Here is a 24,976-nt window from a genome sequence, read left to right on the forward strand (position 1 = left end):
CGGGCCGGGTCCGGCGGATTGTGTTGCTGCGGACCGCCGACACGCCATAGAGTCGCCAGCTGTCGGCATGGTGCCACGCTGACCTGTCTAGAAGTTTCCTGGTCACCAAGGAGGTAAGACGACTTGTGAATGAGTCGACATTTACTCCCGGGGGTGGTCAACCAGGAATGCCTGCGCCGGTCTCGGGTCCCACGGGGTTCGCGGCTGTCGGCTCGGTCGCTGTCCGCACCTTCGCGGCCCACCAGAGTCCGCAGCCGGCCGGGCTCACTCCCTCAGCACACCAGAGCATGGATGGCCAACACGTGAACGCCATGGCCGGCGACGGAAGTGGCGGAGTCCACAACCACTTCGCCGACTACGACGAGCTGCCCGACGGGCACTTCTACGACCCCGACGCCGAGTACGAGCCCGATCCGGAGTACGCGGCCACGCTCGCGCCCGACGCGGCCCGTCAGCGCCGCGAGCGCATCGGCCCGACCGGGCGCCCGCTGCCGTACTTCCCGATCCCGGGCCCGCTGACCGACCACGGTCCCGCGAAGATCATCGCGATGTGCAACCAGAAGGGCGGCGTCGGCAAGACGACGTCGACCATCAACCTGGGTGCCGCGCTCGCGGAGTACGGGCGCCGGGTCCTGCTCGTCGACTTCGACCCGCAGGGTGCCCTCTCGGTCGGCCTCGGCGTGAACCCGATGGAGCTCGACCTCACGGTCTACAACCTGCTCATGGAGCGGGGCATGTCGGCCGACGAGGTCCTGCTGAAGACCGCGGTCCCCAACATGGACCTGCTGCCGAGCAACATCGACCTGTCGGCCGCCGAGGTCCAGCTGGTCTCCGAGGTCGCGCGCGAGTCCACGCTGCAGCGGGCGCTCAAGCCGCTGATGGCCGACTACGACTACATCGTGATCGACTGTCAGCCCTCGCTCGGCCTGCTCACCGTGAACGCCCTGACGGCCGCCCACAAGGTGATAGTGCCCCTGGAGTGCGAGTTCTTCGCACTGCGCGGTGTCGCGCTGCTGACGGAGACCATCGAGAAGGTCCAGGAGCGTCTCAACCCCGACCTGGAGCTCGACGGCATCCTCGCCACCATGTACGACTCGCGCACCGTGCACAGCCGTGAGGTCCTCGCGCGGGTCGTCGAGGCGTTCGACGAGCACGTCTACCACACGGTCATCGGGCGCACGGTCCGCTTCCCGGAGACCACGGTCGCCGGTGAGCCGATCACCACGTACGCCTCCAACTCCGTCGGTGCCGCCGCCTACCGCCAGCTCGCCAGGGAGGTGCTCGCCCGGTGTCACGCCGAGTGAGTCTGCCGGGGGCCGACGAACTCTTCCGTACGACAGGGGGAATGGCGCTGCAGCCGTCCACTCCCCGGCGGGGGGCCAACGGGGAAGTCCGTGTGCCCGCGCCCGCCGGGGACAGCGACGGGGCCGCCGGCGCGGAGGACGCGCCGCCGTCCGTGCCCGTGCGCGGCGGCGACGGCGAGGGGTCCGAGCATGTGGCCGCGGACGCCGAGTCCGACGGTGAACAGCCGCGCAGCCGCTCCGCCGCCGCAGGAGCCGAGCGGGCCGGCGCCGCCGGGCGTCTGCCGAAGCCGCAGGAAGGTTCTGCCGCCGCCGCGCCCCGCAAGAAGGGGCGGGCCTCCGGGCGCCGGCCCAGCGGGCGGGAGCGGCACGACGAGAAGATCACCGTGTACGTCTCCGCCGAGGAGCTGATGGACCTCGAACACGCGCGGCTGGTGCTGCGCGGGGAGCACGGGCTGGCCGTGGACCGCGGGCGGATCGTGCGGGAGGCCGTCGCCGTGGTGCTGGCGGATCTGGAGTCCCGCGGGGACGCGAGCATCCTCGTCCGACGACTGCGCGGGCGGTAGAGGTAGCCTGCGGGGGCTATGACCTCGTTCGACTCCTCTGGCCCGGCTTCCGGTGGTTCTGCCGGCCGTCGGCGTGCGCTGGGGAAGGGGCCCGCGGCCGCGCCCCAGGCCGCACCGGCGGAGCCGCCCGAGAGCGACGAGGCGCCGCCCGCCGCCGTTCTCGCCGAAGCCGAAGCCGAAGCCGAAGCCGAAGCCGGCAGTGCCGATGTGCCGGACGCGGTCGAGCGGACGGCCGGTGGCCCCGACGACCCCGGCGGTTCCGAGGGCTCCGAGAACACCGAAAACGCCGAGGGCTCCGACGACGGCGTCTTCACGGTGCGGCTCGCCAACTTCGAGGGCCCCTTCGATCTCCTCCTCCAGCTCATCTCCAAGCACAAGCTGGACGTCACCGAGGTCGCGCTCTCCAAGGTCACCGACGAGTTCATGACGCACCTGCGGGCCATGGGACCGGACTGGGACCTCGACGAGACCACCGAGTTCCTGGTGGTCGCGGCCACCCTGCTGGACCTGAAGGCGGCCAGGCTGCTGCCCGCCGCCGAGGTGGAGGACGAGGCCGACCTCGCGCTCCTCGAAGCCCGGGACCTGCTGTTCGCCCGCCTGCTGCAGTACCGCGCGTACAAACAGATCGCGGAGATCTTCCACCGCCGGCTGGAGGAGGAGGCGCGGCGGTACCCGCGGACCGTGGGGCTGGAGCCGCAGCACGCGGAGCTGCTGCCCGAGGTGGTCATCAGCATCGGGGCGGAAGGATTCGCCAGGCTGGCCGTGAAGGCGATGCAGCCCCGGCCCAGGCCGCAGGTGTACGTCGACCACATCCACGCGCCGCTGGTGAGCGTGCAGGAACAGGCCGGGATCGTCGTCGCACGGCTGCGGGTGCTGGGGGAGGCGTCGTTCCGGGTGCTCGTCGAGGACACCGACGACACCCTCACCGTCGTCGCCCGCTTCCTCGCCCTGCTGGAGCTCTACCGGGAGAAGGCGGTGGCCCTCGACCAGGAGACCGCGCTCGGGGACCTGCTCGTGCGCTGGACCGGCGGGGACGGGGACGCGGAGCCCGTGGTCACGGACGAGTTCGACCGGCCGCCCGAGCCGCCCGCATCGGACCGCCCGGCCTGGCCGGCCAAGGAGGAGAAGGCATGAGCGACGAGACAGCCGTGGGGCCCGGGCGCGCGCGTACCGTCGCCGGCCTCGACCTGAAGCCCGCGCTGGAGGCCGTCCTCATGGTCGTGGACGAGCCCGCGACGGAGGAGCACCTGGCGAAGATCCTGGAACGGCCCAAGCGGCAGATCGTCAAGGCGCTCAGGGAACTGGCCGACGACTACGCGGTCCAGGGGCGCGGTTTCGAGCTGCGGCGGATCGCCGGGGGCTGGCGGTACTACACCCGGCCCGAGTACGCCGCCGCCGTCGAACGCTTCGTGCTCGACGGCCAGCAGGCCCGGCTGACCCAGGCCGCGCTGGAGACGCTGGCGGTGGTCGCCTACCGGCAGCCGGTGAGCCGGAGCAGGGTCTCCGCCGTGCGAGGAGTCAACTGCGACGGGGTCATGCGGACCCTCCTGCAGCGGGGTCTGGTCGAGGAGGCGGGCGCGGAACCCGAAACAGGTGCGATCCTGTACAGGACGACGAACTACTTCCTGGAGCGGATGGGCCTGCGCGGCCTGGACGAGCTCCCGGAACTCGCGCCCTTCCTCCCGGAGGCTGAGGCGATCGAGGCCGAGACCCAGGAGGCCGTACCGTCGTTCGATCCGGACGCTCCGGATTCCGAGGACGCAGACGACAAGACGGAACTTTGATGCGAAGCAGCAGCGGCAGGAACAGCAGCGGAAACAACGGCGGGAGCCGTGGTGGCAACAGCGGCGGCCGCGGCGGGAGCGGCGGTGGCCGCGGTAACTACCGCGGCGCGGGGAACGACCGCGACGACAGGCAGGGCGGCCGGCCGAAGAAGCCCCGCCCCGAGGAGCGCCGCTACGACGTGGGCCCCGGCGCCTCGCCGGACGGGCCGAAGTCGGGGCGCGGTGCCTCCGCGCGGGGTGGCGCGAAGGGCGGCCCCCGGCAGTCCCCGAGCGGCGGGCGCGGCCGGTCGGCCCCGGCGACCTCCCGCGAGTACGACGCGCGGGCGGAGGAGCGCAACCGGGAGCGGTACGCGGGCAAGAAGGACGTCAAGCTGCCCAAGACCTTCCCGGGCGCCGAGCAGGAGGGCGAGCGGCTGCAGAAGATCCTCGCGCGCGCGGGCTACGGCTCCCGGCGTGCCTGCGAGGAGCTGATCGAGCAGGCGCGCGTCGAGGTCAACGGCGAGATCGTGCTGGAGCAGGGCAAGCGGGTCGACCCGGAGAAGGACGAGGTCAAGGTCGACGGGCTGACCGTCGCGACCCAGTCGTACCAGTTCTTCTCGCTGAACAAGCCGGCCGGTGTCGTCTCCACGATGGAGGACAACGAGGGCCGTCAGTGCCTCGGCGACTACGTCACCAACCGTGAGACCCGGCTCTTCCACGTGGGGCGGCTCGACACCGAGACCGAGGGTGTCATCCTGCTCACCAACCACGGCGAGCTGGCGCACCGGCTGACCCACCCCAAGTACGGCGTGAAGAAGGTCTACCTCGCGCACATCGTGGGCCCGATCCCGCGTGACCTGGGCAAGCAGCTCAAGGACGGCATCCAGCTGGAGGACGGGTACGCGCGCGCGGACCACTTCCGGGTCGTGCAGCAGACCGGCAAGAACTACCTCGTCGAGGTCACCCTGCACGAGGGGCGCAAGCACATCGTGCGCCGGATGCTGGCGGAGGCCGGGTTCCCGGTCGACAAGCTGGTGCGCGTGGCCTTCGGGCCGATCACCCTCGGCGACCAGAAGTCGGGCTGGCTGCGCCGGCTGTCCAACACCGAGGTCGGGATGCTGATGCAGGAGGTCGACCTCTAGGTCGAGCGGCGCGTACGAGCAGAACGAGCAGGGGCCGGTTCCGGGTTTGCCTCCAGGACCGGCCCTTTGCCGTTCCCGGTGCCGGTCTTGGCCTTCCCTTCCCCGTAAGAGGGTTGTGCTGCCGCACTCCGCCCCTTTATAGTCGTTCTGACTATTAGTCATGGTGACCATAAAGGAGGGTGATGGAGATGAGTTCCCCGGCGGGATACGACAAGTACGCCTACGAGCCCTTCGCCGTCACCGTCGACCTGGCCGTCTTCACCGTCCGCGCGGGCACCCTCCAGGTGCTGCTCGTCGAGCGCGGGCAGGAGCCGTACGAGGGCCGCTGGGCCCTGCCCGGCGGGTTCGTGCTGCCGCACGAGTCCGCGGAGGAGGCCGCCTGGCGGGAACTCGCGGAGGAGACCGGCGTCAAGGACGTCGCCGGGCTCCACCTGGAGCAGCTGCGGACCTACAGCGAGCCGGGGAGGGACCCCCGGATGCGGGTCGTCACCGTCGCGTTCGCCGCGCTGTTCCCCGACCCGCCGGTCCCGCACGGCGGCGGCGACGCGGCCCAGGCCCAGTGGCTGCGGTTCGGTGCCATCGGCCCGCTCGCCTTCGACCACGACCGCATCCTCGCCGACGCCCACGAACGCGTCGGCGCCAAGCTGGAGTACACCTGTCTCGCCACCTCCTTCTGCCCTCCCGAGTTCACCCTCGGCGAGCTGCAGCAGGTCTACGAGACGGTGTGGGGCACTCCGCTCGACCGGCCCAACTTCCGGCGCAAGGTGCTGGCCACGCCGGGCTTCGTCGAACAGGTGCCCGGCGCCGCCCGCCTGACCGGCGGTCGCGGCAAGCCCGCCGCGCTGTACCGCGCGGGTGGGGCCACCGCCCTGCACCCGCCCCTGCTGCGACCCACCACGGAAGGACGGTCCTGATGACCATGACGCTCCGCACGAAACGTTCCGCCACCGGCTCCCTGATCGGACTCGCCCTCGGGGACGCCCTCGGCCACCCGACGGAGTTCGACGACGTCCCCGCGATCCTCGCCAAGTGCGGCCCCTGGCGGAAGATGGCGCTGCCCAAGCCCGCGATCGTCACCGACGACACCCAGATGACCCTGGCCCTCGGGCACGGGCTGCGCGCGGCCATGGACCGGGGCTCGCTCGGCCCCGAGACCCTGGAGCGGGCCGTCCGCAAGGAGTTCGTGGAGTGGTCCCGCTCCCCGGAGAACAACCGCGCCCCCGGCCACACCTGCCTGGTCGCCTGCGACCTCCTCGCGGTCGAGCGCCACCCCTGGCAGTTCGCCAGCCAGATCCACTCCAAGGGCTGCGGCGCCAACATGCGGGTCGCCCCGCTCGGACTGATCGGCCCGCTCAGCGACGAACAGCGCGCGGGCGCCGCCCAGTTGCAGGCCGCGCTCACCCACGGCCACCCCACCGCCCTCGCCGCGTCCGACCTCACCGCCCACGCCGTGCGGCTGCTCGCCCAGGGCGCCGAACCGATGGGCCTGATCGGCCGGCTGCGGTCGTACGCCTACGAGAACCGCTCCCACTACCACGCGCGCTGGCTCGGCGACCTGTGGACCTACAGCCAGGACCCCTCGCCCGAGCACTACATCGCCCGGGGCTGGGACGACTGCCTGGAGGCCCTGGACCGCGTGCAGGCGGCCCTGCGGCTCCCCTCGCCCGAGACCGACCCCTGCACGGCCACGGGGGAGGGCTGGATCGCCGAGGAGGCGCTCGCCACCGGTCTGCTGTGCTTCCTGCTCTTCGTCGACGAGCCCGTCACCGCGCTGCGACGCGCGGCCTGCACCGCGGGCGACTCCGACTCCATCGCCGCCCTCGCCGGTGCCTTCGCGGGCGCCTACCACGGGCCGGACGCCTGGCCCGTCGAGTGGGCCGACCGGATCGAGTACCAGGGCGACCTCGTCTCGCTGGGAGCCCTCTGGGACGCTTGAGGGATGACCGACGCCCTGACCGACGCCCCCGACATCGACCTGGCCCCGGTGGTCGCCGAACAGCCCGACCCGCTGCTGTTCGCCACCGTCTCCGGAGCCCACCTGTACGGCTTCCCCTCGCGTGACTCGGACGTCGACCTGCGCGGTGTGCATCTGCTGCCCGCGGCCGAACTGGTCGGGCTGCGCGAGCCGGAGGAGACCCGGTCGAGGATGTGGGACCGGGACGGCGTCGAGATGGACCTCGTCACGCACGACCTGCGCAAGTTCGCCCGCCTGATGCTGCGCCGCAACGGCTATGTGCTGGAGCAGCTGCTCTCCCCGCTCGTCGTGCACACGGGCGAGACGCACCGCGAACTGGTCGCGCTCGCCCCCGGGGTCCTCACCCGCCACCACGCCCACCACTACCGGGGGTTCGCCACCACCCAGTGGCGGCTCTTCGAGAAGACCGGCGAACTCAAGCCGCTGCTCTACACGTTCCGGGTGCTGCTCACCGGCATCCACCTCATGCGCAGCGGGGAGGTGCAGGCCCATCTGCCGACCCTGGTGCCGCAGACCGAGGAGGCCCCCGCCTATCTGCCGGACCTCGTCGCGGCGAAGGCGGCCGAGGAGCACGGCAAGGCGGACGTCGACCCCGAGCGCGTGGCCGCGGACGTGGAGCGGCTGCACCGCGTGCTGGACGAGGAGCAGGCCCTGTCGGCGCTGCCCGAGAACCCGGCCGCGTACGACGCCCTGCACGACTTCGTGGTCCGCGTCCGGCTGGAAGGACTGAAGGACTGATGGGCTGAAGGACTGCGGCTCAGTCCCGGGCGGCGCGGAGCGCCGACGCGCGTCGGGTCCGGACGAGGAAGTCCTCGACCCTGGCCAGATCCGGTTCCGGCGGCAGGGGGCTGCGGTCCGCCGCCTCGTCGGCCTCCGCGGCCAGCCGCGCCATCCGGCTCTCGACCCGGGCCCACGGCACCTCGCCGCGCTTCACCGCCAGCAGGGGCTCGCGCTGCTCGCCCACGTCGACGGTCAGCTCGCCCGTGCGCAGCAGGTCCCGGCAGCTCATCAGCAGACGGAGCAGATGCATCGCGTGCTTCCAGCGGGGGGCGCCGTGCGTACGGACGTCCGCGTCGAGCTTCTTGCGCTGGCCCAGCGCGTAACGGGCGAACGTCCCATGGGCCCGGAGGGACAGGAACGCCCCCCGCAGGGCGAGCAGTTCACGGCCCGTGTCGTCGACGTGCTCCACCAGTGGGGAGTGCAGGCACTCCAGGATGTTGGGGTTGGCGCGCAGGGCCAGATGGCAGAAGCGCTCCAGCTCCCAGCCGAACTGCTCCCGCTCCGGGCCCTCCACGTGCGTCGGCGGCTTCTCGAAGCGCCAGAACAGCTCGGTGGGGGCCAGGAAGACCCCCCGCCGGTCCGTGTCGCTGCCGTCCGTCGCGAGACCGAAGGCACGCGACCCCATCACACAGGCGTAGACGGTGTGGTCGCGGACCAGGTCGTGCGGGTGCGGGGGCTGCATAGGCCGGAGCGTACGGGGTGGATCAGGGGCGCAGAATCGAATTTCCGGCGACCGTGATCTTCTCGGCGGGCAGCGGTCGGGTGGCCGGTCCATGGGCCACGGCCCCGTCCGTGATGCCGAACCTGCTGCCGTGGCACGCGCAGTTGATCGTCTCGTCCGAGACGCTGCTGACGACGCAGCCCATGTGGGTGCAGATCGCCGAGAACGCCTTGAAGTCGCCCTCCGCGGGCTGGGTCACGACGATCTTCTGCTCGTCGAAGATCTTTCCTCCGCCCACCGGGATGTCGGCCGTCGTCGCCAGCTCCTCGCCGCCGTCCGCGCCGGTGCCCGCGGGCGAGGACTTCTCCGCGGTGTCCCCGCCGCCGTCACCGCCGTCCTGCCCGCCGCAGCCCGCCAGCAGCGCCGCCGTGCCCGCCGCGCCGGTGGCCAGCACCGTGCGCCGCGTGGAACCCATCGTCATGTCGTCACTCCGTACGTGCGGAAGAACCCCGAAGGGGAGGCAACTCAGGAGAGAGTGCCACAAAACGTGTGTTTCGTACGTCCGACAGTCGAGGGCGGGCGGTACGGCGGCGTACGGGGCTGATCCGCCCCGACTGTCGGGACGGTGACGTTCGCGTGATCTTGTGACGATTCGCGGCGGTGACCCGTCCCCCGTGGACGTCTTTCGGCCAGGCGTTTCGGCAGGCGGGCGTCGCGCGGTGGCCCGGGGCGGGTGACTAGGCTGTTCGTACAACCAGCCGGGATGTCCAGCAGTGAGGAGCACAGCCGTGGCGGTACGAGCGGTCCGGGGCGCCGTCCAACTCGACCGGGACGAGGCGGGGCACATGGACGAGCAGGTGGGCGAGCTGCTCACCGCGGTCCTGGAGCGCAACGAACTCACCCCGGACGACCTGATCAGCATCTGGTTCACGGCCACCCCCGACCTGCACAGCGACTTCCCGGCCGCCGCCGCCCGCAAGCTGGGCATCGTCGACGTACCGCTGATCTGCGCGCAGGAGCTGGACATCGAGGGCGCCCTGCCCCGGGTCGTGCGGATCCTCGCGCACATAGAGTCCGACCGGCCGCGCTCGGAGATCGCACACGTGTACCTGGGGGCCGCGGCCACGCTCCGCAAGGACATCGCTCAGTGAGAACGGCCCTCGTCATCGGCACCGGACTGATCGGCACCTCCGCCGCCCTCGCCCTGGCCCAGCGCGGTGTCACCGTCCACCTCGTCGACCACAACCCCGAGCAGGCCCGTACGGCGGCCGCGCTCGGCGCCGGCACGGACGAGACGCCCGAGGGCCCGGTGGACCTCGCGATCGTCGCCGCCCCGCCCGCGCACGTGGCCGCGACCCTCGCCGACGCCATGCGGCGGGGTCTCGCGCGCGGCTACCTCGACGTGGCCTCCGTCAAGGGCGGACCGCGCCGCGAGCTGGAGGAGCTGGGCCTCGACCTCTCCTGCTACATCGGCTCGCACCCCATGTCGGGCCGGGAGAAGTCCGGTCCGCTGGCCGCCACGGCCGAGCTCTTCGAGGGCCGTCCCTGGGTGCTCACGCCGACCCGGGACACCGACACCGAGGTCCTGAACCTCGCCCTGGAGCTGGTCTCGCACTGCCGGGCCGTCCCGGTGGTCATGGACGCGGACAGCCACGACCGGGCCGTGGCACTCGTCTCCCACATGCCGCATCTGGTGTCCAGCCTGGTCGCCGCGCGGCTGGAGCACGCCGAGGAGTCGGCGGTGCGGCTGTGCGGGCAGGGCATCAGGGACGTGACCCGGATCGCGGCCTCCGACCCGCGCATGTGGATGGACATCCTCTCCGCCAACCCGGGCCCGGTCGCCGATCTCCTCACCGACGTCTCCGCCGACCTCGACGAGACCGTCCAGGCCCTGCGCGCCCTCCAGGCGGGCGACGAGGCCAAGCGCCGCGAGGGCATGACCGGCATCGAGGACGTCCTGCGCCGCGGCAACGCCGGTCAGGTCCGCGTCCCCGGCAAGCACGGGTCCGCACCACGGGTCTACGAGGTGGTCGCGGTACTGATCGACGACCAGCCCGGCCAGCTGGCCCGCATCTTCGCCGACGCGGGCGCCGCCGGCATCAACATCGAGGACGTCCGCATCGAGCATGCCACCGGGCAGCAGGCGGGTCTGGTGCAGTTGATGGTGGAGCCGAAGGCGGCGGTGGTGTTGACGGGGGCGTTGCGGGAGCGGGGTTGGGCGATCCGGCAGTAAGGGGTGGGGCCGGTGGGTCGCCGGTCGGAGGCCGGCGCAGCCGTCCCGCTGCCCGGGAGGCGCCTCGGCGCCGAGTGGTGCGAGGGCGGCGTCGGGGGTGGGTCGTCCGCATCGAGCATGCCACCGGGCAGCAGGCGGGTCTGGTGCAGTTGATGGTGGAGCCGAAGGCGGCGGTGGTGTTGACGGGGGCGTTGCGGGAGCGGGGTTGGGCGATCCGGCAGTAGGGGGTGGGGCCGGTGGGTCGTCGGTCGGAGGCCGGCGCAGCCATCCCGCTGCCCGGGAGGGGAGGGGCTGGGGGGTCCTGCGGTAGGGCCGGGGTGGCCGTGGTGGTGGGGTGGTGGGGCCGGACGGGTGGGGTACGTGCAACCAGTACCCTTGTCCGGGGCGCTTTCCGTCCCGCCCCGCCACCTCGGACCAGGAAAGGTGCTCCCCAGTGGAACGCGCCACAGTGATCGTTGCCATCGACGGCCCCTCCGGCACGGGCAAGTCGAGCACCTCGAAGGCCGTGGCCGCGCAGCTCGGGCTGAGCTACCTGGACACGGGCGCCCAGTACCGGGCGATCACCTGGTGGATGGTCAACAACGGCATCGACATAGACGACCCCTCGGCGATCGCGGCCGTGGCCGGCAAGCCGGAGATCGTGTCGGGGACGGACCCGTCCGCGCCGACCATCACGGTCGACGGCACGGACGTCGCCGGGCCGATCCGCACCCAGGAGGTCACCTCCAAGGTCAGCGCGGTGAGCGCCGTGCCGGAGGTGCGGACGCGGATCACCGAGCTGCAGCGGTCCATCGCGGCGGACGCCGCGGACGGCATCGTCGTCGAGGGCCGCGACATCGGCACGACCGTGCTGCCGGACGCCGACCTGAAGATCTTCCTCACCGCCTCCCCCGAGGCCCGCGCCGCCCGCCGCAGCGGCGAGCTGAAGAGCGCCGACGTCCAGGCCACCCGCGAGGCCCTGCTCAAGCGGGACGCGGCCGACTCCAGCCGTACGACCTCGCCGCTCGCCAAGGCGGACGACGCGGTCGAGGTGGACACCTCGGACCTCACCCTCCAGCAGGTCATCGAGTGCGTCGTCACCCTCGTCGAGGAGAAGCGGGCGGGCAAGTGAGCCAGGCCGCCACGGACCGGGCCGCCGCGTACGAAGCCCCCACGGCGCTCGGCGCCGAGGTGGGGCGGCGTATCGGCGTCGGCCTGATGTACGGGCTGTGGAAGCCGCGCGTGCTGGGCGCCTGGCGGGTCCCCACGACCGGCCCGGTGATCCTCGCCCCCAACCACTCCCACATCGTCGACGGCCCCATGGTCATCGGCGTGGCCCCCCGGCCCTCGCACTTCCTGGTCAAGAAGGAGGCGTTCGTCGGGCCGCTCGGCCCGTTCATGCGCGCCGTCGGCCAGGTGGAGGTCGACCGCTCGACCGCCGACCGCACCGCCGTCACCCGCGCCCTGGCCGTCCTGGAGGGCGGCGGTGTGCTGGGCATCTTCCCGGAGGGCACCCGGGGCGAGGGCGACTTCGCCTCGCTGCGCGCCGGGCTCTCCTACTTCGCCGTCCGCAGCGGAGCGCCGATCGTGCCGGTGGCCGTGCTGGGCAGCACGGAGCGGCGCGGACGGCTGATCAAGGGGCTGCCCCCGCTGCGCTCCCGCGTCGACGTGGTCTTCGGTGCCCCGTTCGACGCGGGCGACGGCAGCGGGCGGCGTACGCGCAAGGCACTCGACGAGGCGACCGTGCGCATCCAGCAGCAGCTGGGCGCACACCTGGAGCATGCCCGGCGGCTCACCGGCCGTCGGTAAAACGCCGGGCGTCCGCTCGGGCGCTGGGCGACACTGAGTAGTGGACCATCCGGCGGACGAGCCGGGCGCTCCACCGATCACCACGATGAACTACGAGGTACGGACTTCATGAACGACCAGTTTCCCTCCGAGCACGAGCACGGAGAGCTTGGCGACGCCGAGTACGCGCAGTTCATGGAGCTCGCCGCGGAAGAGGGCTTCGACGTCGAGGACGTCGAGGGCGCGATCGAGGAGGCGGGGCACGGCCCGCTGCCCGTCCTCGCCGTCGTCGGCCGTCCGAACGTCGGCAAGTCGACGCTCGTGAACCGCATCATCGGCCGCCGCGAGGCGGTCGTCGAGGACAAGCCCGGCGTCACCCGTGACCGCGTCACCTACGAGGCCGAGTGGGCGGGCCGCCGCTTCAAGGTCGTCGACACCGGCGGCTGGGAGCAGGACGTCCTCGGCATCGACGCCTCCGTGGCCGCGCAGGCCGAGTACGCCATCGAGGCCGCCGACGCCGTCGTCTTCGTCGTGGACGCCAAGGTCGGCGTCACCGACACCGACGAGGCCGTCGTCCGGCTGCTGCGCAAGGCCAACAAGCCCGTGGTGCTGTGCGCCAACAAGGTGGACGGCCCGAGCGGCGAGGCCGACGCGACCGCCCTGTGGTCCCTCGGCATCGGTGAGCCCCACCCGGTCTCCTCGCTGCACGGCCGCGGCACCGGCGACATGCTGGACGCCGTCCTGGAGGCCCTGCCGGAGGCGCCCGAGCAGAGCTTCGGCACCGTGGTCGGCGGCCCCCGCCGCATCGCGCTGATCGGCCGTCCGAACGTCGGCAAGTCCTCGCTCCTGAACAAGGTGGCCAACGAGGAGCGCGTCGTCGTCAACGAGATCGCGGGCACGACCCGTGACCCGGTCGACGAGCTGATCGAACTCGGCGGTGTCACCTGGAAGTTCGTCGACACCGCGGGCATCCGCAAGCGGGTCCACCTCCAGCAGGGCGCCGACTACTACGCCTCGCTGCGCACCGCGGCGGCTGTCGAGAAGGCGGAGGTGGCGGTCATCCTCATCGACGCCTCCGAGTCCATCTCGGTCCAGGACCAGCGCATCGTGACGATGGCGGTCGAGGCCGGCCGCGCGCTGGTCGTCGCGTACAACAAGTGGGACACCCTCGACGAGGAGCGCCGCTACTACCTGGAGCGGGAGATCGAGACCGAGTTCGGCCAGATCGCCTGGGCGCCCCGGGTCAACGTCTCGGCGCGCACCGGCCGGCACATGGAGAAGCTGGTCCCCGCGATCGAGACGGCGCTCGCCGGCTGGGAGACCCGCGTCCCGACGGGCCGTCTGAACTCCTTCCTCGGCGAGCTGGTCGCCAGCCACCCGCACCCGATCCGCGGCGGCAAGCAGCCCCGCATCCTGTTCGGCACCCAGGCCGGCACCAAGCCCCCGCGTTTCGTCCTCTTCGCCTCCGGCTTCATCGAGGCGGGCTACCGGCGCTTCATCGAGCGCCGTCTGCGGGAGGAGTTCGGCTTCGAGGGCACCCCGATCCACATCTCGGTCCGGGTGCGCGAGAAGCGCGGCGGCCAGAAGAAGAAGTAGCGTCGGCGCCCACGGCACGCGTGTGAGGAGGGCGGCCGCCCGAGGTCATCGGACCCTCGGGCGGCCGCCCTCCTCCTGTGTCCCTGCGCGCCGCTTCGCGTCTCCGCGTGGTCACAGACCCCGGCGCGGGTTCGGGGGCAGGGGCGACGGGATGTGGTGCATCCCCGTGTGCCCGGTGGGGATGCGGCCGACCGGCTGCCACACGGCCGTCGTCCCGGACGTGTGACCGGGCTGGGTCTCGCGTTGGGTGGCGAGATGCCCCGCCGCGTGCCGGGCGCCGTACGAACCGGAGGTGTACGACCCGGTGGAGCGTGGTCCGCCGGAGCCGTGCGCCGGGGTGCCGAAGCCCGTGAACCCCAGATCCTCCTCCCCGTGCCGGTCGCCCGGCAGGGTCCGGTAGCTCCTGACCCACTCCGCGTAGAGCGTGTCGTAGATGGGCGTGGCCGAAGGATCCTGGGTCGGCCGCATGGACGGGATCGACTGGTAGGACGGGCGGCGGGGAGCGTCGTATGCGTGCACGCCTGTGCCAACGACCCCGCCCCGGAAGGGATGCGCTGCCTCAACCATTCGGCCTCCGGGAAGTCGGGCTCCGGGAAGGGATCGCGCCCCGAGGGGCGGGGCGTGACGGCTCCGGCGGGCGGGGCCGCTCAGGTGCCGGCCAGCGGCAGGGTCGCCGCCACCAGCTTCCCGTTCGCCGCGGCCTTGTCGAGGGCGTCCCGCAGCAGGTCCTCCCGGGGCTGCCGCCCGATCGACCCCACCGGCGCCGCGAACATCAGGACCTGCTGGTGCTTGTTGGCGGCGGCCCGCCACGCGTCGGCGACCTGCAGCGCCTGGTGGGCCTGCCACCAGGCGACCGGTGAACCGCCGGTGGTGCCCGGCTGCAGGATGGCGTGCAGCTGCCCCATGGCGAGCAGGACCGACCAGCCGTGCAGCACGGGCGGGACGGAGTCGATCTGGGGGAGCGGCATGAAGCCCTGCTCGATGAGCAGCGGCAGGAAGTCGTCACCGGCGCCGGTGCTGCCGGGGCGGGCGATGGGGGCGGTCGGTTCGACGACCAGCGCCGGGTGCAGCTCGCCGCTGAGCAGGATCAGTCCGCTGGTGACGCCGAGCACGGCCTGCTCGGGCGCGGCCTGGGCCGGGCTGTCCCCGGCGATGGAACGGGCGGCGCCCTGCAACTGCTCCTCGGTGACCTGGACGACCTGGGAGGGCAGACAGGTGGAGTGGGCGAAGGCGAGCACGGCTGTCTCGTCGCCCACGAAGAGGACGGTGCTGGTGCGCTCCTGCTCGGAGTCGCCGGGGGTGCGGCACGACGTGCAGTCGTAGCCGCCGGGGGCGTTCTCTCCGGCGAGCAGCCGGTCGGCCTCTTCGTCGCCGATCTCGGCGCGTACCTCGTCGCTGACGTCGAGCATGCGCGGCACGGTGGCTCCTCGGGATGCGGTGCGTGTCGGTGCCGGGTGGCGCCCGGCCCATGAGCACGGAGGTTCCGGCTCATGCAGAAGACAACGGGCGATCTGTGGCCGGAGTCACGCCCGACGACGAACGGAATCGAACCAACCGCAGCGCAGCGTGAATCCTTGGGTGGAATCGGTTACTCCGCGCCAACTTCCCCGAGGTCCGGGGAAGTTGATCCGGTGAGGTGGGTCACAGGCCATCGGGTCACTTGGTCGACATATCCGGAAATCAGGGAATGAAATGGGTGGCCGGATCTGGCCGCTACTCGCGGTAACGGCGAACTGGCCTCCCGGGACGGGCGATCGCTTGCTGACAGCTCGTCAACCTCCCTAGATTCCCGGCCGTGTGCAACGAGCACCGCTCGGGTACGTCCGCCGGCCGCGCAGAGCCAGACTGCGCGCAGCACCATCTCCGGCGGACGGGGCGGAGCGCGACACCCGCGTCCATGCGCGGGAAGCGCCCCGCTCGGGGGGACCCCGGGTCCGTGGAGAGGGATCTTCATGTCCGAATGTGCTGATACCACCCGCGCCGACGCCCGCAGGACGCGTACGACCGCCGTCCTCGCCGGGGCGGCGCTGCTCGCCCCGCTGGGACTGCTGACCCTGACCGGCACCGCCTCGGCGGCCGACGGCGGGGTGTGGGACCGCATCGCCCGGTGCGAGAGCGGCGGCGACTGGCACATCAACACCGGCAACGGCTACTACGGCGGCCTGCAGTTCGCCGCCTCCACCTGGCGTGCCTACGGCGGCACCGCCTACGCGGCGACCGCCGACCGGGCCTCCCGGTCCCAGCAGATCGAGATCGCCACCAAGGTCCAGCGGGCCCAGGGCTGGGGAGCGTGGCCCACCTGCTCCCGCCGGGCCGGGGCGACCGGCAGCGCGCCCGGCGCGCCCTCCGCCGGAGCGGCCACGACCGGATCGGACCGGGCCGCCCCCGCGCGGCCGGAGAAGTCCGCCGGAACGACCCCGTCACGGCCCGTCGGCCACGCGGACCGGGGCTCGTCCCGCGGCGACTACACCGTCCGGCAGGGCGACACGCTGAACGGCATCGCCGCCCGGCACGGAACCACCTGGCGGCAGGTCTACGCCGCCAACCGGGCCGTCATCGGGGGCGACCCCGACCTGATCGTGCCGGGCCAGCGGCTCGACCTCTGACCCGTCCGCCGGGCCCGTCACGCGAGCTCGGCCGCCTCGCCGGCGAACACCACCGTCCCGCGCCGCAGTTCGTGCACGAGGACGCCCGGCACGTCCCGCAGCCCCGGCGGCAGGCGCTGTTCGGCGACGACCACACAGGCGTCGAGGCGGCTCAGCAGGTGGTACGTGCGGGCCGCGACCGCCGGTGACATCCCCTGGGCGGGCTCGTCGACGAGCACGACCCGCCGCGTGGGCACCGACAGGGCCCGGGCGAGGGCGAGCATGCGCTGTTCGCCCCCGGAGAGGGTGCCGGCGCGGCGGGGGAGCAGGGCACCGAGCCGCGGATAGGCGTCCAGGGCGTACGAGAGGTCCGGCGTGGCCAGTTCGAGGTTCTCGCGCACGGTGAGCGAACCGAAGACCGCCCGCCGCTCGGGGACGAGGACGAGACCCCGCCGGGCCCGCTCGTACGCCGGTGTCCGGGTCACGTCGGCCCCGTCCCACACCACGGCGCCGCCGGAGAGCGGGACCGTGCCGGCGAGGGCCCGCAGTGCCGTCGTGCGGCCGGAGCCGTTGCGGCCCAGCAGGACGGTGAGACCGGGGCCCGGGGCGGCGAGGGTGATGCCGTGCAGGGCCTCCAGGGGGCCGTAGCGCACGCGGACGCGGCGCAGCGAGAGGAGGGTCATCGGTCCACCGCCGGGTCGAGCGGGCCGAGCGGGCCCGGTGCGCGCAGGACGTGGCCGGGGGGACCGGAGGCGACGATCCGGCCCGCCGCCATGACGTGCACGACGTCGGCGAGGTCCGCGACGAGGTCGAGGTCGTGCTCGACGACCAGCAGGGCCGTGCCGTCGTCGGCGAGGGCGCGCAGGACGCGGGCCAGGGCGGCCACCTCGGCCGTGTCGAGTCCTGCGGCGGGCTCGTCGAGCAGCAGCACCCGGGGGCTTCCGGCGAGGGCCCGCGCCAGCTCCACCCGCCGCAGCGTCCCCGTCGGCAGCCCGGCCGCCGGGGCCGTCCGTACCGCCCCGTCCAGCCCGAACAGCCGCAACGCCCGCTCCGCGGCCGCGGGGTCGGACACGCGACCCTGCTCGGCGCCCACGCGTACGTTCTCCGCCACGGTCAACGACGGGAAGACCGCGAGCTGTTGGAACGTCCGGGCGATACCGAGCCGTGTGCGCGCGTGCGCCGGAAGCCTCGTGACGTCCCGTCCGCCGAGCCGCACCCGCCCCTCGCCGGGCCGCAACGTCCCGGCGAGACAGTGGAAGAGGGTGCTCTTCCCGGCCCCGTTGGGGCCCACCACCGCGCCGACCCGCCCGGGATGCACGTCGAGGTCGACCCCGTCGAGCGCGACGAGGCCGCCGTACCCCACGCGGAGCCGCCGGGCCTGGAGGGCGACCGCCGAGGACGGGGCACCTGTGCGGGCACCGGGCGGAGCGGGTCCGACGCCGGTGCCGGTGCCGGGGTCCGTCCCGGACCGGGGCGGCGGGGACGGGGTGCCGGGGCGCTCCCCGCCGCGAGCCGCGGGCCGGGGGGCGCCCGGCCCGTCCGTCGGCGACCCGACCGCGCCCTCATCCGCATCCGCATCCGCGCCCGCATCCGTGCCGGGTTCGGTTCCGGCCGGTCCGGTGGTGCGGGCGACGCCGGGCGTGTTCCCGGTCTGTGGTGGCTGTGGTGGCGGTGGCGGCGGTGGCGCGTCGGATCCGCCCCGGCCCACCCCGGCCGTACGTGGCTCGCCCTGGCCGGCCTCCGGCGTGGCGGGTGTGCCTGGGGCCGTTCCCGTCGTACCGGTCCCGGCCGGTCGCTCGGCGTGGGCCGGGCCGGGCTCGTTCCCGGCCCGTGGGGGCGGCGGAGCCCCGGACACGCCCCGCTCTGCCTCGGTGGTGCCGGGCGTGCCCCGGGCCTCCGCCGCCCTGAGTGGAGCGCCCCGGCCCGCCCGCGCGGCATCCCCGCCGCTCGCCCTGCCCGCCCGGACCCGCTGCCGGGCCCGTACCCCCGTCGGCGTCAGTGCGTGCCGGTGGCCCGGCCCGGCACGCAGGCGCGCCAGGGCCTCCTGGAGGCCGCCCGGGAAGCGGCCCACCAGGGCCGCCAGGAGGCCGATCAGCGCCGCCGCCACGCCGCCCTTCGTGCCCGCGTCCAGGCCCACCAGGAGGGCCGCCGCCGCGAGGGCGCCGAGGGTGCTGTCGGCGCCCAGGACGACGATCGCGGCGAACCAGAGAAGGCCGCGGACGGGGTCGAAGGCGGCCGGGTCGAAGGCGCGGACGCCCATGGCGAGCATGCCGCCGCCGAGGGCGGCCAGCGCGGCTCCCGCCACGAACGCGGCCAGCTTCAGCGACGGCACCCGCACGCCCGCCGCCGACGCGCCCGGCTCGTGGTCCCGCAGGGCGGCGAGGGCCCGGCCGGTGCGGCCCCGGCGCAGGGCGCGGGTGGCCAGCAGGGCCAGGAGCAGCAGGACCAGCTCCAGGGCGTAGTAGGCGCGGTCCCCCTCGAAGCCCGCGGGGCGGGTCGGGGCCGGGCCCGAGGCCGCGTAGGGCTGGGCGAAGACGAAGCGGCTGACGCCGACGCCCACGGCGAAGGTGGCGAGGGCCAGCGCCAGACCGTGGCGGCGGACGGCCGGCCCCCCGGTCAGCAGGCCGAGCGGGGCCACCAGGAGGACGGCGACGAGGAGGGCGGTCAGCTCCGGGAGGGCCGGGAGGAAGGGGAGGCGGCCGGCCGACAGCAGGGCCGTGAAGAGCGCGCCCAGACCGGCGTAAGCGGCCTGGCCCAGGGAGATCTGGCCGCCCCGGCCCGTCACCACGACCAGGGACAGCAGGATCACGCCCAGCGCGGGGACCTGGACGGCGGTGTGCAGGTCCCCGCCCGCGAAGCCGAGCGGGAGCAGGAACAGCGCGAGCGCCACGATCCAGACGCCCGCGGGGGTGCCGCCCCGCGCGGGCGCCGGGCGGGGCAGCGTGTCCCGGCCGCCCACGCCGGGCAGGACGAGCGCCGCGACCAGCAGGGCGACCACGAAGAGGTTGGCGCCCACGGCCTGCAGCAGCGGTTCCGCCCATCCCGGCGGGTGGAACCGGGTCAACTGGCTCTGGGCGACCCCGATGCCCAGCGCGACCAGCACGGCCACCGGGAGGCTGCGCATCCGGGCGGCGACCGCCACGGCGACCACCTCCATCACCAGCAGCGGCATGCCGTAGGGGTCGAGGCGGACGTACGGGGCCAGGAGGACCCCCGTCAGGCCCGCGGTGAAGGAGCCGAACGCCCAGCCCGCGGCGGCGACCCGGTCCGCGTCGACACCGGCGAGGACGGCGAGGGAGCGGTCGTCCACGACGGCCCGCAGTTCGCGGCCGAACCGCGTCCGGCGGGTCACCGTGCCCACCGCCGCCGCGACCGCCACGACCACCGCCAGCTGGCCCCACGGGTCGCCCGGCACCAGCGTCGGCGCGTCGTCCCGCGCCCCCGGCCCCCACACCAGCACGGCCCCGCCGACGAGGAGGACGAAGACGCCGAGGGAGGCGACGAGGCTCTGCGCGGGGTCGCCGCCGAGCACGGCGAGCGGGCGGAAGACGAGGCGCTCCAGGGCCAGGCCGAGGGCGGGGGCGGCCAGCAGCAGGGTCACGAGGGTGCCGAGCCAGAGCGGCCACCCCCACTCCACGGTGCACTGGCGCAGCAGATAGGCGCACACCATCGCGATCGCCCCGTGCGCGAAGTTGAGGACGCCCGTCGCCCGGTAGGTGACGATCAGGCCGATTCCGGTGAGGGCCGCCGCGCTGCCGACCGACAGCCCCGCCAGCGTGAGGTCGTACGTCAGCGAGGCCATCAGCCCTCCGCGGGCTCGGCCGGGCCGCTCCCGTCCGGTGCTTCGCAGATCGGGCAGGGGCGCAGTTCACCGCTGGTCAGGACCCGTGAGTCCACCGGTACCGCCTCCGCCTTCCCCGCCACCAGCGGGCAGTCCGCGCGGTGCCAGAGGGTGCCCCCGGGCACCATCAGCAGCCTGCCGCTGACGGCGAGCGGCGCGGTGGCCGCCCGCCCGGCCGCCTCGGCCTCGGCGGCGGACGGCTCCGCGGCGACCAGCAGGCCGTACAGCTCCTCGACACGCGAGGCGGCCAGGGCGTCCCGGCCGCGGGCGAGGAGGACCGCGCCCGCGACGATCAGTGCGGCGCCGGGCACGGTGCAGGAGGCCAGGTAGGGGAGCTGGCGTTCGGCGAAGCGCTCGCCGGAGACGCCGTACCAGCCGACGACGCACAGCACCGCGCCGGCGGCGAGCGCGGCCCAGCCGGCCCAGGCGGCCCGGAGAACGGGGTGCGCGTCGCGCGGTCGGGCTGTCCGCATCAGGGCCTCCACACGTCGTGTGTCTGTCCATCTCAGCCGATGGCTTGCACTATGCCCCCTGCAACCTGACCCTGAAAGCACCGGGCGCGCACCGCCCGGACCGACACCCGGTGGTGAGCCAGATGGTTCTCGGGAGCGACCTCAGGCGGGCGAACGGGCGCGGACCCGCAACGGCGGGACGGGGTACGGCCCTGGCGGCCGCCCTGCTGCTCCTCCTCGCCCCGGCCCTCGCGGCGTGCAGCGACGAGAGCGGGGGAGGCGGCGACACGGCGCCGCCCACGCCGACCGTGGAACGCACGACGGCCGAGCCCGGCGAGACGACCGTGACCGTGAGCGGACCCGCCGACCCCGCGGCCGCCGAGAAACAGATCGAGAAGAACTGGAAGACGTTCTTCGACCCGGCCACCTCCACCAAGGAGAAGCAGGCCGTGCTGGAGAACGGCGACAAGATGGGCCCGGTCCTCGCCGCGTTCAGCGGCGACAAACGCGGCGGGCAGGTGGAGGCCGAGGTCAAGAAGGTGACGTTCACCTCGGCGACCGGCGCCGACGTGACGTACACCCTGCTGCTGGAGGGTGCCACGGCACTGCCGGACGCGGCGGGCACGGCCGTGGAGCAGGACGGAACCTGGAAGCTCTCCGTCAAGACGCTGTGCGGACTGGTCGCGCTGAGCGGCAATGCGACACCGGGTCCGGGCTGCTGAGACGGCCGCCGCGGGTCTGCTGCTCCTGCTGGTGACGGCCTGCGGCAGCCGGCTCCCGGAGAGCGAGTTCGAGCACCGGGGGCGCGGCACGGCGTCCGCGAGCGCCGAGCCGCTGCGCGTCGGGATCATCACCAGCGTCACCAGCCCGGTCGGCGGGAGCGCGTTCACCGGGCCGCGCGACGGGGCGAGGGCCTACTTCACCGCGCTGAACGCGCGCGGCGGCATCGACGGCCGCCGCGTCGAGGTGCGCGAGTGCGACGACGGGGGCAGCGGCGTCGGCAACAACGAGTGCGTGCACCGGCTCGTCGAGGAGGACGGCGTCGTCGCGCTGGTCGCCACCACCGCCCTCGACTACGCGGGCGCCTCCCGCGTCGCCCGCGCGCACGTGCCCGACATCGGGGGCCAGCCCATCGGCCCGGCCTACGACACCTACCCGTACCTCTACAGCCTCTACGGCAGCCTCGCGCCCCGGAACGGCACGACGGGCTGGGACGGGAAGCAGTACGGCGGCACCGAGGTCTACCGCTACTTCCGGCGCGAGCACGGCGCCCGCACCGCGGCCGTCGTCTCGTACAACCAGCCCGCGTCGGCCGCGTACGCCCGCCTGGTCGTGCGGGGGCTCAGGGCCGAGGGGTACGAGGTCGTCACCGAACAGGTCGACTTCGCGCTGCCCAACTTCCGCGCGGTCGCCGCCGACATCGGGGAACGGGGCGTGGACCTGGTCTTCGACGCCATCGACGGCCACGGCAACGCCCGGCTGTGCGCGGCGCTGGACGCGGCGGGCGTCGATCTCACCGCCAAGGTCACCAACGTGCAGAACTGGACCTCCACGATCGCCGAGGACTACGCGGACGCCCCGCGCTGCCGCAACGCCCTGTGGGCCACCGGCTCCAGCCGCAACCACGCGGACCTGCGGGACGGGGCCGTGCGGGAGTTCCGGGAGGCGACGAAGACGCTGAAGACGCACTCCCAGTGGCAGCTGGAGGGCTGGGCGGCCGCGATGTGGTTCACGGACGCGGCGCGCTCGTGCGCCGGAAACCCGGACGGCGTCACCCGTGCGTGCGTCGACCGGTTCATGAACCGCGAGGAGCCCTACACCGCCGACGGCCTCCTTCTGCCCGTCCGCTTCGAGCGGCTCGCCGAGCCCCCGCACACCCGCCGCAGCTGCGTGTCCGTGGCCCGCTGGCAGGACGGGAAGGGCTGGGTGACCCAGGGGGACATGACCGAGAACTGCTTCGACGTCCCGCAACTCCCCTACAGCCCCTGATGCGTCGAGGGGCGAACAGGTTCCCTCGTCCGGCTATCGATCGGGCAACCGTTCCGGCACAAGTTGATGATGCCTTCCAACCCTCCCCAGGGATACCGGATCTAACCGGGTGGTGGTGGACCAGCACCGCCATGGACGGATGACCGGGGAAATCGACGGATGAACAGGGAAATCAGGGGTTCCGGGGGACGCATGCACATTTCCTTTCTCCTACACAACGCGTACAACATCGGGGGAACGATCCGCACGACGTACAACCTCGCGAACACCCTCGCCGAACAGCACGACGTGGAGATCGTCTCCGTCTTCCGCCACCGTGACGGGCCGGTCTTCGACATCGACCCGAGGGTCCGGCTGCGCGGCCTCGTCGACATCCGCAAGGGCGGTGCGGACCAGGGGCACGCCGACCTGGAGCGCCCGGCCAAGGTCTTCCCGCGCGCGGAGGGCCGTCACGGCCAGTACAGCGCCCTGACCGACCGCCGCATCGCCGAGTACCTCTCCACGGTCGACGCCGACGTCCTGGTCGGCACCCGTCCCGGGCTGAACGTGCACATGGCCCGGCAGACCCGCCGCGGCCCGGTCCGGGTCGGCCAGGAGCACCTCACGCTCGACAGCCACTCCCCGGCCCTGCGCGCCACCCTGCGCGGCGTCTACCCGCGGCTCGACGCGCTCACCACGACCACGGAGGCCGACGCGCGCGCCTACGGGCGGATGCGCCTGCCCGGCGTACGCGTGCAGGCCGTGCCCAACCCGGTGCCCGCCCCGGGCGTCGACCCGGCCGACGGCTCCGGCAAGTGGGTCGTCGCCGCCGGCCGGCTCGCGCCCGTGAAGCGCTACGACCTGCTCGTGCGGGCCTTCGACAAGGTGCGCAGGGAGCGGCCCGACTGGCGCCTGCGGATCTACGGCAGCGGCAGGCAGAAGGACAAGCTCCGTTCCCTCGTCGACACGATGGGCCTCTACAACCACGTGTACCTGATGGGCCCCGCCACCCCCATCGAGCCCGAGTGGGCCAAGGGGTCCATCGCGGCCGTCACCTCCAGCCTGGAGTCCTTCGGCATGACGATCGTCGAGGCGATGCGCTGCGGGCTGCCGGTGGTCTCCACCGACTGCCCGCACGGCCCCGGCGAGATCATCGACGACGGCGTCGACGGCCGTCTGGTGGAGGTCGGCAGTGTCGAGGCCATCGCCGACGGCCTGCTGGAACTCATCAACGACGACGACAAGCGGCGGCGGATGGCGCACGCCGCGCTCCAGGACTCCGAGCGCTTCGACCCGGCCCGTATCGCCGAGCGGTACGAGACGCTCTTCGGTGAACTGCGCGCCCGGGGCGGCGCCTCGCCGATGGGCCGGGTCCGCGGCTCACTGCACCGCACCCGTGGCGCTCTGCTCAGCAGCGCGTACGCCGTTCGGGATGCCGGACGTTCCGCGCGCTCCGCGATCAGGAAGGGCCGCCCGGCATGATGATGTCGCCTCCGCCGCAGCCCACCCGCCGCGACGACCCGGGGGACGGGGACACACCGGCGCGCGCCGACTGTGTCGCCGACTTCGCCGGCGGTCTGACCTTCGACCTCGCCGACCCGGGGGTGACCGGCGCCGCCCACCTCGTGCTCCACCTGCGCGGCGGCGATCACCGGACGCGTCTGCCGCTGACCCCGGCCGGCCACGGCCGGCTGCGGACCGCGCTGCCCACCGGCACGGACCTCCCCGAGGGCCGCTGGGACGTCTACCTCCAGGTCGTCGGCGACGAGCCGCACCGGCTCGCCCCCGGCCTCAACGACCTGCGCTCCCTCGTCGACCGCGCCCCGGCCCCCGCCGCCGGCCGGGTCGCCGTCCGCATCCCGTACGGCACCAAGCACGGCAACCTCAGCGTCCGCAGCTGGGAGCGCTCCCCGCACGCCGAGGCGGGCGCGCTCCACATCGGCGAGGGTGGACTGGAGGTCACCGTCCGCGTGTACGGCGCCGCACCCACGCCCGAGGCGTACGCCGAGCTGACCGACCGGGCGGGGCGCTCGCCCGCCGTCCGGGCCGCCCTCGTCCCGGACGACCGGGGCGCCCTGCGCTTCGCGGTGCCCTACGGCGCCCTGCGGCCCGGCACCTGGGACCTGTGGCTGCGCCCGCGGGGGGAGACCGGCCCGCGCGCGCGTGTCGCACGGCTGCTCGACGACATCGTCGAGAAGGCTCCCGTCCTCGTCTATCCCGACGAGCGGGTCGAGACCGGGCACGGCCCGGTGCGGGCGGCGCCGTTCTACACGGCCGACAACGACCTGTCGGTCACGGTCGTCGCCGTGAGCTGAACCAGGTTCCGCGGTGGTCGAGGACACGACC

The 24,976-nt window shown here is 73.5% G+C and carries 25 protein-coding genes and 1 pseudogene; 19 read left to right on the forward strand and 7 right to left on the reverse strand.

Going from position 1 to position 24,976, the window contains the following annotated elements; translation table 11 throughout:
* Positions 1-167 precede the first annotated feature (167 nt).
* The 8 genes from PYR72_RS37525 (at position 168) to PYR72_RS37560 (ending at position 7,485) form a co-directional block, all read left to right on the forward strand.
* Positions 168-1,304: a ParA family protein gene (locus PYR72_RS37525; RefSeq protein WP_275459425.1), complete on the forward strand. Its 1,137-nt coding sequence runs from the start codon at positions 168-170 to the stop codon at positions 1,302-1,304.
* Complete coding sequence (locus PYR72_RS37530) at positions 1,289-1,867, forward strand: hypothetical protein (protein WP_275459426.1); 579 nt, start codon at positions 1,289-1,291, stop codon at positions 1,865-1,867. The genes PYR72_RS37525 and PYR72_RS37530 overlap by 16 nt, the downstream gene beginning before the upstream one ends.
* A gap of 18 nt (positions 1,868-1,885) precedes the next feature.
* The gene (locus PYR72_RS37535; protein ID WP_275459427.1) at positions 1,886-3,001 is read left to right on the forward strand and encodes a segregation/condensation protein A; all 1,116 of its coding nucleotides are present in this window, start codon (positions 1,886-1,888) and stop codon (positions 2,999-3,001) included.
* On the forward strand, positions 2,998-3,651 hold the full coding sequence (scpB, locus tag PYR72_RS37540; protein WP_275459428.1) for an SMC-Scp complex subunit ScpB: 654 nt from the start codon (positions 2,998-3,000) through the stop codon (positions 3,649-3,651). The genes PYR72_RS37535 and scpB overlap by 4 nt, the downstream gene beginning before the upstream one ends.
* Positions 3,651-4,772 carry a pseudouridine synthase gene (locus PYR72_RS37545; RefSeq protein WP_275459429.1) on the forward strand — a complete coding sequence of 374 codons (1,122 nt, stop codon included), beginning with the start codon at positions 3,651-3,653 and terminating at the stop codon, positions 4,770-4,772. Before scpB ends, PYR72_RS37545 begins: the two co-directional genes overlap by 1 nt.
* A 188-nt stretch (positions 4,773-4,960) precedes the next feature.
* The gene (locus PYR72_RS37550; protein WP_275459430.1) at positions 4,961-5,686 is read left to right on the forward strand and encodes an NUDIX domain-containing protein; all 726 of its coding nucleotides are present in this window, start codon (positions 4,961-4,963) and stop codon (positions 5,684-5,686) included.
* Positions 5,686-6,708, forward strand: coding sequence for an ADP-ribosylglycohydrolase family protein (locus PYR72_RS37555; protein WP_275459431.1), 1,023 nt, complete (start codon positions 5,686-5,688; stop codon positions 6,706-6,708). The genes PYR72_RS37550 and PYR72_RS37555 overlap by 1 nt, the downstream gene beginning before the upstream one ends.
* 15 nt (positions 6,709-6,723) lie before the next feature.
* Positions 6,724-7,485 (forward strand): nucleotidyltransferase domain-containing protein, encoded by a 762-nt coding sequence (locus tag PYR72_RS37560; protein ID WP_275460627.1) that lies wholly within the window; start codon positions 6,724-6,726, stop codon positions 7,483-7,485.
* Positions 7,486-7,504: 19 nt separating this feature from the next.
* Here the strand turns inward: PYR72_RS37560 and PYR72_RS37565 are convergent, their stop codons facing one another.
* Both PYR72_RS37565 and PYR72_RS37570 read right to left on the reverse strand, forming a co-directional pair.
* Positions 7,505-8,209 carry a nucleotidyltransferase domain-containing protein gene (locus tag PYR72_RS37565; RefSeq protein ID WP_275459432.1) on the reverse strand — a complete coding sequence of 235 codons (705 nt, stop codon included), beginning with the start codon at positions 8,207-8,209 and terminating at the stop codon, positions 7,505-7,507.
* Between the two features lie 22 nt (positions 8,210-8,231).
* Positions 8,232-8,669: a Rieske (2Fe-2S) protein gene (locus tag PYR72_RS37570; protein ID WP_275459433.1), complete on the reverse strand. Its 438-nt coding sequence runs from the start codon at positions 8,667-8,669 to the stop codon at positions 8,232-8,234.
* A gap of 307 nt (positions 8,670-8,976) precedes the next feature.
* On the opposite strand from PYR72_RS37570, the gene aroH reads away from it, so the two are divergent.
* From aroH to der, 6 genes and pseudogenes are all read left to right on the forward strand, one after another.
* Entirely contained in the window at positions 8,977-9,339 is a 363-nt protein-coding gene (aroH, locus tag PYR72_RS37575; protein ID WP_013004730.1) for a chorismate mutase, read from the forward strand.
* Positions 9,336-10,421, forward strand: a complete 1,086-nt coding sequence (locus PYR72_RS37580; RefSeq protein WP_275459434.1) for a prephenate dehydrogenase — start codon at positions 9,336-9,338, stop codon at positions 10,419-10,421. Before aroH ends, PYR72_RS37580 begins: the two co-directional genes overlap by 4 nt.
* A gap of 104 nt (positions 10,422-10,525) precedes the next feature.
* Positions 10,526-10,645 (forward strand): annotated as a pseudogene (locus PYR72_RS37585) (prephenate dehydrogenase); the annotation flags it as partial.
* 209 nt (positions 10,646-10,854) lie between these two features.
* Positions 10,855-11,532: a (d)CMP kinase gene (cmk, locus tag PYR72_RS37590; protein ID WP_275459435.1), complete on the forward strand. Its 678-nt coding sequence runs from the start codon at positions 10,855-10,857 to the stop codon at positions 11,530-11,532.
* Positions 11,529-12,209, forward strand: coding sequence for a lysophospholipid acyltransferase family protein (locus PYR72_RS37595; RefSeq protein WP_275459436.1), 681 nt, complete (start codon positions 11,529-11,531; stop codon positions 12,207-12,209). The genes cmk and PYR72_RS37595 overlap by 4 nt, the downstream gene beginning before the upstream one ends.
* Before the next feature lie 108 nt (positions 12,210-12,317).
* Positions 12,318-13,784: a ribosome biogenesis GTPase Der gene (gene der, locus PYR72_RS37600; RefSeq protein WP_275459437.1), complete on the forward strand. Its 1,467-nt coding sequence runs from the start codon at positions 12,318-12,320 to the stop codon at positions 13,782-13,784.
* A 111-nt stretch (positions 13,785-13,895) separates the two neighbouring features.
* Here der and PYR72_RS37605 read toward each other — a convergent pair whose 3' ends face one another.
* Both PYR72_RS37605 and PYR72_RS37610 read right to left on the reverse strand, forming a co-directional pair.
* Complete coding sequence (locus tag PYR72_RS37605; RefSeq protein WP_059082142.1) at positions 13,896-14,252, reverse strand: hypothetical protein; 357 nt, start codon at positions 14,250-14,252, stop codon at positions 13,896-13,898.
* 179 nt (positions 14,253-14,431) lie between these two features.
* Positions 14,432-15,202 (reverse strand): hypothetical protein, encoded by a 771-nt coding sequence (locus PYR72_RS37610; protein WP_013004736.1) that lies wholly within the window; start codon positions 15,200-15,202, stop codon positions 14,432-14,434.
* A 534-nt stretch (positions 15,203-15,736) separates the two neighbouring features.
* Here PYR72_RS37610 and PYR72_RS37615 point away from each other — a divergent pair.
* Positions 15,737-16,390 carry a transglycosylase family protein gene (locus PYR72_RS37615; protein WP_275459438.1) on the forward strand — a complete coding sequence of 218 codons (654 nt, stop codon included), beginning with the start codon at positions 15,737-15,739 and terminating at the stop codon, positions 16,388-16,390.
* 17 nt (positions 16,391-16,407) lie between these two features.
* Here PYR72_RS37615 and PYR72_RS37620 read toward each other — a convergent pair whose 3' ends face one another.
* The 3 genes from PYR72_RS37620 to PYR72_RS37630 are packed head-to-tail and all read right to left on the reverse strand — an operon-like array spanning position 16,408 to position 20,683.
* Complete coding sequence (locus tag PYR72_RS37620; RefSeq protein WP_275459439.1) at positions 16,408-17,052, reverse strand: ATP-binding cassette domain-containing protein; 645 nt, start codon at positions 17,050-17,052, stop codon at positions 16,408-16,410.
* Positions 17,049-20,171, reverse strand: coding sequence for an ATP-binding cassette domain-containing protein (locus tag PYR72_RS37625; RefSeq protein ID WP_275459440.1), 3,123 nt, complete (start codon positions 20,169-20,171; stop codon positions 17,049-17,051). The genes PYR72_RS37620 and PYR72_RS37625 overlap by 4 nt, the downstream gene beginning before the upstream one ends.
* Positions 20,171-20,683, reverse strand: a complete 513-nt coding sequence (locus PYR72_RS37630) for a hypothetical protein (RefSeq protein WP_275459441.1) — start codon at positions 20,681-20,683, stop codon at positions 20,171-20,173. Before PYR72_RS37630 ends, PYR72_RS37625 begins: the two co-directional genes overlap by 1 nt.
* A 122-nt stretch (positions 20,684-20,805) precedes the next feature.
* Here PYR72_RS37630 and PYR72_RS37635 point away from each other — a divergent pair, with 122 nt between their 5' ends.
* The 4 genes from PYR72_RS37635 (at position 20,806) to PYR72_RS37650 (ending at position 24,945) form a co-directional block, all read left to right on the forward strand.
* A complete protein-coding gene (locus tag PYR72_RS37635; protein ID WP_275459442.1) occupies positions 20,806-21,384 on the forward strand; it encodes a hypothetical protein in 579 nt (192 codons plus the stop codon).
* Entirely contained in the window at positions 21,359-22,651 is a 1,293-nt protein-coding gene (locus PYR72_RS37640; RefSeq protein WP_275459443.1) for an ABC transporter substrate-binding protein, read from the forward strand. The genes PYR72_RS37635 and PYR72_RS37640 overlap by 26 nt, the downstream gene beginning before the upstream one ends.
* Before the next feature lie 192 nt (positions 22,652-22,843).
* On the forward strand, positions 22,844-24,112 hold the full coding sequence (locus PYR72_RS37645; RefSeq protein ID WP_275459444.1) for a glycosyltransferase family 4 protein: 1,269 nt from the start codon (positions 22,844-22,846) through the stop codon (positions 24,110-24,112).
* The gene (locus tag PYR72_RS37650) at positions 24,109-24,945 is read left to right on the forward strand and encodes a hypothetical protein (RefSeq protein ID WP_275459445.1); all 837 of its coding nucleotides are present in this window, start codon (positions 24,109-24,111) and stop codon (positions 24,943-24,945) included. The genes PYR72_RS37645 and PYR72_RS37650 overlap by 4 nt, the downstream gene beginning before the upstream one ends.
* Positions 24,946-24,976: the final 31 nt, after the last annotated feature.

The organism is Streptomyces sp. VNUA24 (assembly GCF_029167005.1).
Lineage (GTDB): Bacteria > Actinomycetota > Actinomycetes > Streptomycetales > Streptomycetaceae > Streptomyces > Streptomyces scabiei.